Source organism: Myxococcus sp. AM011 (assembly GCF_013372595.1).
Taxonomy (GTDB): Bacteria; Myxococcota; Myxococcia; order Myxococcales; family Myxococcaceae; genus Myxococcus; species Myxococcus eversor.
In genome coordinates this window covers 1-8,574 of the sequence record NZ_JABXEM010000371.1, presented here as the reverse complement: position 1 = coordinate 8,574, position 8,574 = coordinate 1, and the positions used below count along the sequence as shown (strand labels likewise).

At 69.8% G+C, this 8,574-nt stretch carries 7 protein-coding genes; 3 read left to right on the top strand and 4 right to left on the bottom strand.

Annotation, left to right across the window (positions count from 1 at the left end; translation table 11 throughout):
- Nucleotides 1-1,519, top strand: a 1,519-nt coding sequence (ftsY, locus tag HUW62_RS43545) for a signal recognition particle-docking protein FtsY (RefSeq protein ID WP_368670626.1), incomplete at its 5' end; no start/stop codon positions are given.
- 14 nt (nucleotides 1,520-1,533) lie between these two features.
- On the opposite strand, the gene HUW62_RS43540 is transcribed toward ftsY, so the two are convergent.
- Nucleotides 1,534-3,306, bottom strand: a complete 1,773-nt coding sequence (locus tag HUW62_RS43540) for a M1 family aminopeptidase (protein ID WP_176437799.1) — start codon at nucleotides 3,304-3,306, stop codon at nucleotides 1,534-1,536.
- Nucleotides 3,307-3,358: 52 nt separating this feature from the next.
- Here HUW62_RS43540 and HUW62_RS43535 point away from each other — a divergent pair, with 52 nt between their 5' ends.
- Nucleotides 3,359-3,961: a hypothetical protein gene (locus HUW62_RS43535; protein ID WP_176437798.1), complete on the top strand. Its 603-nt coding sequence runs from the start codon at nucleotides 3,359-3,361 to the stop codon at nucleotides 3,959-3,961.
- Nucleotides 3,962-4,018: 57 nt separating this feature from the next.
- Here HUW62_RS43535 and HUW62_RS43530 read toward each other — a convergent pair whose 3' ends face one another.
- Nucleotides 4,019-5,101: a PEGA domain-containing protein gene (locus HUW62_RS43530; protein ID WP_163865337.1), complete on the bottom strand. Its 1,083-nt coding sequence runs from the start codon at nucleotides 5,099-5,101 to the stop codon at nucleotides 4,019-4,021.
- Between the two features lie 83 nt (nucleotides 5,102-5,184).
- Between HUW62_RS43530 and HUW62_RS43525 the strand changes: the two genes are divergently transcribed.
- Nucleotides 5,185-5,715 (top strand): hypothetical protein, encoded by a 531-nt coding sequence (locus HUW62_RS43525; RefSeq protein ID WP_176437797.1) that lies wholly within the window; start codon nucleotides 5,185-5,187, stop codon nucleotides 5,713-5,715.
- Nucleotides 5,716-5,773: 58 nt separating this feature from the next.
- Here HUW62_RS43525 and HUW62_RS43520 read toward each other — a convergent pair whose 3' ends face one another.
- The gene (locus HUW62_RS43520) at nucleotides 5,774-7,297 is read right to left on the bottom strand and encodes a cellulose synthase family protein (protein ID WP_163865339.1); all 1,524 of its coding nucleotides are present in this window, start codon (nucleotides 7,295-7,297) and stop codon (nucleotides 5,774-5,776) included.
- A 327-nt stretch (nucleotides 7,298-7,624) separates the two neighbouring features.
- Nucleotides 7,625-8,574, bottom strand: a 950-nt coding sequence (locus HUW62_RS43515) for a D-alanine--D-alanine ligase (RefSeq protein WP_176437796.1), incomplete at its 5' end; no start/stop codon positions are given.

Below are 8,574 nucleotides of genomic sequence, written 5' to 3'. Positions count from 1 at the left end.
CTCCCCCGCCCCGACTCCGGGCGGAGAGACCACCCAGCCTCCTGGGACGGGCGTCCCTCCGTCGGATGGCCTCACCCCGGGCGACGCGGTGGGCATTGGTGGTGCCGCCCTCTTCGTCCTGCTGATGGTGCTGGCCGCCCGGAAGCTCTTCTTCCGCAAGCGCCCCCCCGAGCCGGGCCGCAAGGCCGGCGTCCCGATTCCAGAGCAGAAGCCCGCGCTGCCCGCCGAGCGCCCCGAGCTGCGCGTGGAGCTGCCGCCCTCCGAGAAGGAGGCCGCCCGGCTGCGCGAGGTGGACGAGGCCCATGCCCGCGCCGAGGAGCTGGCCCGTCAGCGCGAGGAGGCCGCCCGCGCGGCCAGGACCACCACGGACGCGGGCGAGCGGGCCCGGCTGGAAGAGCAGGTCCGGGCCCTCAAGGAGCGCGAGGAGGAGGAGAAGCGCGCCGAGTACCGCGCGAAGAAGGCCGCGGATGAGGAGGCCCGGGAGCGGCGCAAGCGCGAGCAGACCGAGGCCCAGCGGCTCCTGGAGGACGAGCGCGCCCGGGAGGCCGCCGTCGTCGAGGAGGCCCGTCGCGCCGAGGAGGCCGCGGCACGCGCCAAGGTGGACGCCGAGGCGGGCCGCACGCTGGCCCAGGGCCTGGACAAGACGCGGAGCCAGGGCTTCATGGCCCGCCTCAACGGGCTGTTCGGCCAGCAGCGCCAGGTGGACGAGTCCGTGCTGGTGGAGCTGGAGGAGATTCTCTTCACGGCGGACATCGGCGTGCGCACGGCCAGCGAGTTGGTGGAGGTGGCGCGCGAGAAGCTCAAGCGCAGCGAGCTGAGCGACTCCAACCGCATCAAGGACCTCATCCGCACGGAGGTCGCCCGTATCGTCGACCTGCCGGTGCCTCGCTCACTGGAGGGCGGAGGCCCGCCGCACGTCGTCATGGTGGTGGGCGTCAACGGCGCGGGGAAGACGACGACCATCGGCAAGCTCGCCGCGAAGCTCACGGGCGAGGGCAAGAAAGTCGTGCTGGCCGCGGGCGACACGTTCCGCGCCGCCGCCACCGAGCAGCTCGACGTGTGGGCCGAGCGCGCGAAGGCGCAGTTGGTGAAGGGGACCGAGGGTGGAGACCCGGGCTCCGTCATCTTCGACGCCATCAAGAAGGCACAGGCAGAGGGCGCCGACGTCGTCATCGCCGACACGGCGGGCCGGCTCCACACCAAGGCGCCGCTGATGGAGGAGCTGAAGAAAGTCAAACGCGTCATGGACAAGGCCATGCCCGGCACGCCGCACGAGGTGCTGCTCGTGTTGGACTCCACCAACGGGCAGAACGCGATTCAGCAGGCCAAGCAGTTCCACGAGGCCGTGGGCATCACCGCCATTGCCCTGACGAAGCTGGATGGCACCGCCAAGGGCGGCGTCATCATCGGCATCTGCGACGAGCTGAAGCTGCCCGTCGTATGGGTCGGCGTGGGGGAGAAGATCGCCGACCTGCGCCGCTTCGAGCCGCGCGAGTTCGTCCAGGCCCTCTTCGACTGACGCGCCCCCTGCCCTCACTGACCCAGCAGCGAGGGCAGAATCGACTCCAGCAGCTCCTTCGTCTGCGGGTCCAGGTTCTCCACATCCAACCCGCTGCCCGCGCCCAGCGTGCCCATCACCGAATCCAGGCTGGGCAGGCCCAGGTCATCATCGCCACGGGCCTCGTTCCACCAGCGCACGCGCAGCTTCTCCAAGGCCTTCGCATTCCCAGGGCTCGCCTTGGCCAGCTCCTTGGTGAAGCACTCCTTGCACGTCCACTTGAAGCGATACGTGTCGACGTAGGAGCGCATGCCCTGGAAGAACGCGGTGTCGCCCATCAGCTTGCGTGACGCGTGGTGCAGCAGCGGCGCCTTGCCGTACACCAGCGCCCCGTATTCCGTCTCGTTGTCGAACGCGCTCGTGGGCCGGTCCGCTCGCGCGTCCTCGCCGCCCGCCAGCCGGTACATGTGGTACGGCGAAACCAGCAGCTCGCGCCGGAGGGCCTCCGCCGCCGACTTGCCGTGCTTCCACTCGATGTAGAGAAGCGCGGCGTACTGGGCCAGCGACTCGTCCACCACGGGCGCATGGATGGGGTCCGAGCCCACCAGCCCCGCGAAGTACTGGTGCGCCACCTCGTGCGCGACGGTGAACTCCAGCGTGCGCTCCAGCGAGCCACTCAGTTGCGACAAGGGCGCGGAGCCCGCGGGCCCCAGCATCGCCAGCACCTCCTTCAACTGCTCCACGTCCACCTGGCCGCCTACCAGTTCGAACGGGTCCACCACGCCGCGATACAACATGCTCGAGAGGGTGATGAGGCCGGGGAACTCCATGCCGCCCGCCCCGCCGGTCAGCGGCGCCTCCACCACCCGGAAGTGCGTGTACGGCAGCGGCCCCAGGCGCTTCTCGAACTCCGCCAGCGCGGACGAGGCGTACTTCAACACGCGCTCGCCTACGTCCTTGTTCTTCGCCGCGTAGTGGCTCTCCACCGTGACGCCGTTCACCGTGGCCGTGGACACCTCGTAGCCCTTGGACACCAGGATGGGGAAGTCGCGCACCGCGCCCGCGGCGAAGGCGAAGCGCACCCGGCCGTCGCGCTCGGGCACCTCGCCCATGGCCGCTCCCGTGGCGTGCACGACCCAGCCGGAGGGGACGGTGATGGACGCCAGCACATGGGCCGGCGCATACAACGCCAGGTCGCCAATGCCCTGCGGCCCCGCCCAGGGCTGACCCTTGTCGTCCAGAGGCGGCACCTGGGGGACGACACCCACCAGGCTCATGAAGTCCTCCGTGGTGGAGAACGCCCCATGGTCGCCCTTCGGCCCCTGCCCTCCACCGCCGAGGAGCGTCCCCGAGGGCTTCTCTCCCCTCGGCACCACCGCCCGGACGGCCACGTCCAGCACCGCCGCCGCGCCCGGAGGCACCGGTTCCTTCAGGCGATAGCGGTACAGCGTGGGCTCCGGCTGCTCCAGGACGATGGGCTCGCGCCCCAGCCGCGCGTCGGACAGCACCACCCGCTTGCCCCCCTGCGCGTTGGGCGTCACCCGCAGGTACAGCTCCGTCAGGGGCTTGTCCCGGGCCAGTACCTCCACCTGCACCCGGCCCTTCGCCTCACGCGCGGCGGGGTCCACCTCCAGTTGGACGCGGTAGCGCGGCAGCTCCTCCAGGGGCCCCAGCGCCTTCGCCGCGCGCTCGCGCTCGGAGGACTTCAGGTGCTGGAGGCTCAACTGCACCTCGGGGGAGACGTCGCCTCGGGCGGGCTGCCCGAAGAGCACACACCACGTCACCAGGCCAGGCAGGAGCGTCCGCATCCGCGCATGCTAATTGACCTGGGGCACCACGGCTCGTCTAGCCTTCCCGGGCATGTACTCTCGAACGCTTCTCCTGGCCGCTGCCCTCGGATGGATGGCGTGTGCGCGGAACGTCCCCGCGTCCACCTCCACCACCCCCGCCTCCTCGGCGCCCCGCGCCGTCCGCCTCGTGGCCGACACGCCGCCCCAGGAGACGGAGACCTTCGACAAGGTGCGTGATGACGTGGAGGTCGACACGGACGAAGGCGAGCGCACCCCTCGCGTCGTCACCTTCGGAGAAACCGCGGAGCTGCGCCGGGACGGCCAGCGGGCGCGCCTCTATGGCGACGCCAAGGGCACGCTCGGCTTCAGCGTGGACAACTTCCTGCTGATGGAGGTGCTCGACGGGCAGGGCAAGAAGGTGGTGCGGCGCGCCGTCATGGGCTTCACCGAGAGCGTCCACATCGGCAACGAGCAGGTCGACAACCTGGGCCGCCGCGCCTTCAGCTTCGAGCCCGGGGAGATTGACGTCACCGAGCTGCTGCCGGAATCCGCTCCCTTCCGGGTCCGCGTCACCATCCTGGACTCCTGGGGCGTGGGTCGCGTCTCGGACGTCTACCTGGTGCTCAGCGCTCCCGGGAGTCACACCGTCGAGGACGACCTGCGCGGCGAATGAGCCCGTCAGGCCGCGCTCCCGCCGAAGCGGCCCAGGCGCGGCCTGGTACTCCGAAGCCTAGAAGCGAAACCCGCCGAGCGCGGGCCTGAATGCCCCTGCTCCCACCTTGGAGCGAGGGCTTCCACCCTTGCTGAAGACGATGTCGCAGGACCCGCCATTGCACAGCGTGTCCGGGTTTGCGTTCTTGATGGTGGGGTCCCGCGTGGCCACCACCGCGCCCACGGTCCCGGCGGCGACCACCGCGCCCACACCCGCCCAGACGTACCAACGGCCGTACCAGGGCTTGCTGGAGCTCTCCACCTGGGCGTCCGGCGGCTCGCTGTCGAAGGCCAGGGCCGGGTTCGGCTCGTCCGGCATCGTCGTCGAGGGGTCCAGCACCGGCGTGCGCGGCGTGTCCACCACGCGCGGCGTGTTGCTCGCCACGCCCGTGTCCACCAGGGGCCGCATCCGCCCGGTCAGCTCGTAGGTCGTCCCGGCCAGCACGTTGATGTTGTGGACGTGGGGCTTGTAGCCCTGGGCGCGGAACTCGATTTCACGCGAGCCGGGCTTGAGCAGGATGTCGCTCATCGGCACCGTGCCCACCTCGATGTCGTCCACCAGCACCACGGTGCCGGCCACGTCCGCGAACGCGCGCGCGAAGCCCATGGTGGCAACCAGCGACACCTTGACCTCCGGCTGCGTGCCCTCCTTCACGTCCAGCCGCCGCGTGTACTCCTCGTAGCCCGGCTTGCGGACCACCAGCGAGTGCTCACCCGGCGTCACCGTCAGCGTCAAGGGGGCCGGCGTGAGCACCCCCGCGTCGCGACCATCCAGCGTCAGCCTCGCGCCCTTGACGGAGCCGGAGATGAACACCGCCAGTTCCGTCTTCACCGGGGCCAGGGGCGCCAGCAGGCTGTCATCGGGAGGCGGCACGTTCTTCTTCTTGCTGCCCTTCGCCGTGGCCTTGGGCCGCGCCGCGGGCTTCTTCGTCACCTTCGCCGCCGGCTTCTTCTTCACCACCTTCGTCTTGCCCACCTTCGCCTTCGACGGCTTCGTCGACGGCGTGAGGGGGGCCAGGAGGTCATCGGCCTGCGCGAGCGCGGAGGACGGAGCCGCGAGGACGGCCACCAGCGAAAAGAGGACGAGGCGTCGAATGCTCATGACGGACCGAAGGTTAGAGAGTCGTCCAAGGGGAATCAAACGAAGTCCCTCCCAACCGTCCATTCAGCCAATATCCGCGCCCCATGCACCGCGCCCTGCCCTCATTGGCCCTCGGCTTCAGTGTCCTCTGCCTCACGGCGTGCCCCACCAAGGCGCCGCCTACCGTGGAGACGCGTCCCCCACCCGCGCCCCCCATCCGCGTCCCGGCGGGATGCGAGGGCAGCCAGGCAGGCGAGTACCGCCACGCCGACAATCCGGCCTTCCGCTACCACGGCGAAGACGATGGCGGCACGCTGTCGCTGGCCGTCGTGCGAGCCCGCGCGGACGGCGATGCGGGCACGGAGCCTCCCGAGTCGAGCACCGCGTCCATCGTCCTGGAGCGCACGCCCGGAGGTTTCGTGGGCGAGACGCGCGCCACGGGCTTCACCGGCTCGGGAGCCCCCTGCCCCGTCGCGTTCCCCACGGAGCTGGTGGCGTGTGACGACGCGGGCCTCACGCTGCGCGCGGTGGCCAGCACGTCCATCGACGAAGGGTGCCGGCCTTCCCGCTCCGGCCCGCCTCCGGTGAGGCTGCGGCAGGTGTTGCTACGAGACACGCCGGACGCGGGTCTCTAGGTCCGAAGCGACTCCAGCCACCGCGCCCCGAAACGAAGGGGCGCGGCGCGAGTCACGCTCAGGCGGCGCGGCGCGCCTGCTCCTCGGCGGGATTCACCGCGGGGCTGGCGTCAGCGAGCTTCACACGGCCCGCCAGCCCCTGCAGCAGGCTGGAGATGCCGACGTAGAGGAAGCCCGCCTGGAACAGGATGATGAAGGGCAGCGACGTGTAGATGCGCGCGTCGATGGCGAACCACAGCGCCCCGGTGAAATACGCCGCGAAGAGCAGCTCCACCACCGGCATCAGCGTCTTGCTGCCGCGGTACGCCTTCTTCACCGCGATGACCTTCTTGCCCTCGGCGCCCGTCTTCGGCGTGCGGGCGAAGCCCGACTGCTGGTTGAGCAGCGCCTCCGCCACCGCCTTGGCGTTGTTGATGGCCAGGCCGATGCCCAGGCTCATCAGGAACGGCAGGTACTTCACCCGTTCCCAGCCCGTCACGCCCCGCTCACGCTGCGCGGCGACGTAGAAGAAGCACACGCTCGCCGTCGCGGAGACGAAGAAGGGCAGGTCCAGGAACAGCGTGCCGTAGAGGCCGTGCTGGAAGCGCACCACCATGCTGATGGGCATCAGCACCGACAGCAGCACCATCAACAGGTAGGCCATGTTGTTGGTGAGGTGGAAGAACGCCTCGCGCTTCACCGCCATCGGCAGGTCGCTCTTGAGGATGGTGGGCAACAGCTTCTTCGCCGTCTGGATGGAGCCCTTGGCCCAGCGGTGCTGCTGGCTCTTGAAGGCGTTCATGTCCACCGGGACTTCGGCCGGGGAGATGACCTCCGGGAGGAACACGAACTGCCATCCCTTGAGCTGGGCGCGGTAGCTCAGGTCCAGGTCCTCGGTCAGCGTGTCGTGCTGCCACCCGCCCGCGTCGGCGATGGTGCCCCGACGCCAGATGCCCGCGGTGCCGTTGAAGTTGAAGAAGCAGCCGGAGCGGTTGCGCGCCGTGTGCTCGATGATGAAGTGGCCGTCCAGGAAGATGCTCTGGGCCTGCGTGAGGATGGAGAACTCACGGTTGAGGTGCCCCCAGCGCACCTGCACCATGCCCACCTTCGCGTCGGAGAAGAACGGCACCGTGCGCAACAGGAAGTCCGGGCTCGGCACGAAGTCCGCGTCGAACACGGCGACGAACTCGCCCCGCGCCGACTTCAGACCGCTCTCCAGCGCGCCCGCCTTGAAGCCCTCGCGGTTGACGCGGTGGATGTAGACGATGTCGTGGCCCTTCTGCCGGTGCCGCTCCACGCACGCCCGGGCGATGCCACACGTCTCGTCCGTCGAGTCGTCAAGAACCTGGATTTCCAGGAGGTCACGCGGATAGTCGATGCGGCACACCGACTCCACCAGGCGCTCCACCACGTACATCTCGTTGAAGATGGGGAGTTGGATGGTGACGCGTGGAAGCTCCTTCAAAGGGCTCTTGGGCGTCGGCAGCTTGAACTTGTGCCGGTAATACAGGAACGCCATTCGGTACCGGTGCGAGCCGTAGACTGCCAGCACGCACAGGACGCTGAAATAGACGCCCAGGAAGATGATCTCGACGGTGGTCATCAGTGACGCTCAGCCCCTCCCGCGCAGCCCCCGTGGCCCGCGGTCCTTCCTTGCGTGGCGGCATCGGAATCCCGTCTCACGCCGACCGCCGCCTGCTGGGTCCGCTGAGCCCCCGTCCCGTATGTGCCCGAAAAGACAAGGCTTTAACCATCCAGGACTGATCGGCGCCGGACAATAGGGAGGCGTCAAGGACGTGTCAAATTATTCCCGGACTTTGAACGTTCCGTTCAGGTCCGGGGTGACACCTCGCGTCACTGGTATTTCGAGGAGATCCAAGGGGTTGGCGCCGGGGCTGATGCGGCGCCAGGGCTCGGACTACCCGGGGGGTCAGCTCACCGCGCGGCGAGGCTCGGCGACGGTGGGAGCAGGGGCGACAACGGGCGCGTCCATGACACCCGCCTCGTCCCGGGTCGCCAGCGTGAGGATGCGCTCGACGAGCTCCGGGAAGTCCACGCCCGCATGGGCGGCAATCTTGGACAGGAGGCTGGTGGGGGTGAAGCCAGGGAGCGTGTTGACCTCCAGCACCACGTCGTTGTCGGTGTCGGAGCACAGGAGGTCCACGCGGCCGTAGCCCCGGCAGCCCAGGGCACGGTACGCCGCGAGCGCCAGCGCCTCCACGTTGGCCACGCGCGTGGCGGACAGGCGGGGCGGGAGGAAGTAGCGGGAGCCTCCCTGGTACTTGGCGTCGAAGTCGAAGCCCTCGCGCGGGGTGGCCACCTCGCAGCTGCCCAGCACCTTGTCGCCGACAATGCCCACCGTCACCTCGCGGCCGGGGACGAAGCGCTCCACCAGCGCCTCTCCGCCGAAGCGGCACGCCTGGGCCACCGCCTCGACGAGCGCCTGCGGCTCGTGGACGATGGACAGGCCCACCGACGAGCCGCCGCACGCGGGCTTCACGATGCAGGGGAAGCCCAGGTCGCCGTGCAGCGCCAGCGCGCGCCCGGCGTCGTCACGGCCGACCCGGTACCCCTGGGGCGTGGACAGGTTGTGCAGGCGGAAGAGCTTCTTGGCCATGGGCTTGTTCATCGCCAGCGCCGAGGCCAGCACGCCCGAGCCGGTGTACGGCAGCTCCAGGAGCTCCAGGAGGCCCTGCACCCGGCCGTCCTCGCCCATGCGCCCGTGCAGCGCGATGAAGGCCACGTCCAGCTCCGCGGCGCGCAGCGCCCGGTCCAACCCCGGCCCCGCGAACACCCGCGTCACGTGATGGCCGCGGGACTCCAAGGCGGCGACCACGGCCGCTCCCGTCTTGAGCGAAATCTCCCGCTCCTCGCCCCACC

Excerpts from the sequence above, each read along its gene's own strand:
- HUW62_RS43540 (WP_176437799.1), bottom strand. The coding sequence starts at position 3,306 with ATGCGGACGCTCCTGCCTGGCCTGGTGACGTGGTGTGTGCTCTTCGGG.
- HUW62_RS43535 (WP_176437798.1), top strand. The coding sequence starts at position 3,359 with ATGTACTCTCGAACGCTTCTCCTGGCCGCTGCCCTCGGATGGATGGCG.
- HUW62_RS43530 (WP_163865337.1), bottom strand. The coding sequence starts at position 5,101 with ATGAGCATTCGACGCCTCGTCCTCTTTTCGCTGGTGGCCGTCCTCGCG.
- HUW62_RS43525 (WP_176437797.1), top strand. The coding sequence starts at position 5,185 with ATGCACCGCGCCCTGCCCTCATTGGCCCTCGGCTTCAGTGTCCTCTGC.
- HUW62_RS43520 (WP_163865339.1), bottom strand. The coding sequence starts at position 7,297 with ATGACCACCGTCGAGATCATCTTCCTGGGCGTCTATTTCAGCGTCCTG.